Origin of the sequence: Binatus sp. (SeqCode), from assembly GCF_036522015.1 — a bacterium.
GTDB lineage: Bacteria > Desulfobacterota > Binatia > Binatales > Binataceae > Binatus.
The window spans coordinates 1-1,899 of record NZ_DATDGQ010000405.1; the positions used below are offsets into that span (position 1 = coordinate 1).

The window sequence follows — 1,899 nt, forward strand, 5'->3', positions numbered from 1 at the left end:
AAGATTCGCAACACCTGCCGCTTCGTGCTCGGCAACCTCGCGGACTTCGATCCCGCGCGCGACGCGGTTGAATTGAAGGACATGCTCGAGTTCGATCGTTTCATCCTGGCGCGCACCGAAAAACTCAAAACCGAAGTGCGCCGCGCTTACGAGGCGTTCGAATTCCAGACCGCGTTCCAGCTGATGCAGAACTTTATCGTCGTCGATCTCAGCTCGCTCTATATAGATGTAGCGCGCGATCGTCTCTACTGCGCCGCCGGGAAATCGCTCGAACGCCGCTCCGCGCAGACCGCGCTGTTCAATATCCTCGACGCGCTCATCAGGATGCTCGCGCCACTGATCCCGTTCACTGCCGAAGAAGTTTATTCCTATCTTCCCGGTCCGCGGCTCGACAGCGTGCATCTGACTACGATGCATCCGGCAAATTCGTCGTGGCGCGATGAAGATCTGGAAGCGCGATGGGAGGGGCTGCTCGAGGTTCGCGACCAGGCGCTCAAGCTGCTCGAGGCGATGCGCAAGTCGGGGATGATCGGCGCACCGCTCGACGCTGAAATCAGTCTCGGCGCTGAGGGTGGCTCCGACCGCGCGCTGGCCGAAACGCTCGAGCGCTATCGCGAAGATCTGAAGGATTTATTCATCGTTTCGGACGTCGCGATTCTCGGTCAGGCGGAATCCGCCGAGATCAGGCTGCAAGCCGCGGGCCGCGAGGATTTCGCCGTCAACGGTACCTTCGCGCGCGCGCCTGCGAGTCCCGCGATCACGCTGGTTGGGCGTCACGCGTCCGGCGCGAAGTGCGCGCGATGCTGGAAATACTTCGATGACAGCGGCGGCGAGACCTTGGACGCGCGATGCCGCGCCGTGGTCGGAGTGTAGCCGATGCCGGAACAGTCGAGCGCCAAGCCCCTTCCCGGCGTGCTCGCCGGACACGAAGCGGGCAGTGAATCAACCGCAGCCGCGCCGCCGCGCCGGCCATTTCTGTTTCTGTTCGGCGCGATCACGATTCCCGTCATCCTGCTCGACCAGGGCACCAAGCTCTTCGTGCAGGCGCACATGGCGCTGTACGAAAGTATCGCGATCATCCCCAACTACCTCGACATCACCTACACGCTGAATCCCGGCGCCGCGTTCAGCATGCTCGCGGACGCGCCGCCCTGGGTGCGCGAGGCGTTCCTGCTGACGATGGCGTGCGCGGCGATAGTCGTGCTGGCCATATTGATCGTGCGCTCGGATCGCGTCTCGATTACGTCGGTGGCGTTCGCGATGATCCTGGGCGGCGCGACGGGCAATCTGATCGATCGCGCGATTCGCGGGCGCGTGATCGACTTCATGCGCGCGCACTACTACGACCTCAACTACCCAATCTTCAACGTCGCCGACAGCGCCATCTCGATCGGCGTCGCGCTGATCATCCTCACGACGTTCTTCGGCCGCGACGACGAACCCAAGCCGAATCTTTCCAAATAAATTCCGAATCGGCGCATTTGACGGCGGCGCGCCGGCGGGTCTAGTTTCGAAAAATCGAAACCGGCTCGACGCGGGAGTGTATCGATGAAAGCAATCAACACCGTCACTGGAACTGTGAGTCCGGAGGAGCTTGGCACGACGCTCATGCACGAGCATTTGCTGATTGGCTGGGCCGGATGGGAGCTCGATTGCGCCGCGCCAAAATTCGAACGCAAGTCGGCGCTCAAGAATTGCGTCGAGCGGCTTAAAGAGGTGCGCGACCTCGGACTCGAAACCTTCGTCGATCCGTGCCCGATGGACATCGGCCGCGACGTGAACTTCATGGCGGAGGCGGCGTCGGCGTCGGGCGTGCGAATAATCTGCGCGACCGGCCTGTACAAGGAAGACCTCGGCAACACCGCGTATTTCAAGCAGCGGACTATCGACGACATCGCG

At 62.0% G+C, this 1,899-nt stretch carries 2 protein-coding genes and 1 pseudogene; all 3 read left to right on the forward strand.

The features are described from left to right. On the forward strand, window positions 1-873 hold an 873-nt coding region (locus VIW95_RS17065), incomplete at its 5' end, for a class I tRNA ligase family protein (RefSeq protein ID WP_331588792.1). Between the two features lie 3 nt (window positions 874-876). Further along, complete coding sequence (gene lspA, locus VIW95_RS17070) at window positions 877-1,464, forward strand: signal peptidase II (protein WP_331588794.1); 588 nt, start codon at window positions 877-879, stop codon at window positions 1,462-1,464. A gap of 84 nt (window positions 1,465-1,548) precedes the next feature. Beyond that, a pseudogene (locus tag VIW95_RS17075) lies at window positions 1,549-1,899 on the forward strand (phosphotriesterase-related protein); the annotation flags it as partial.

Bases quoted from the DNA above. Each gene is read 5' to 3' on its own strand.
- lspA (WP_331588794.1), top strand. From the start codon at position 877: ATGCCGGAACAGTCGAGCGCCAAGCCCCTTCCCGGCGTGCTCGCCGGA.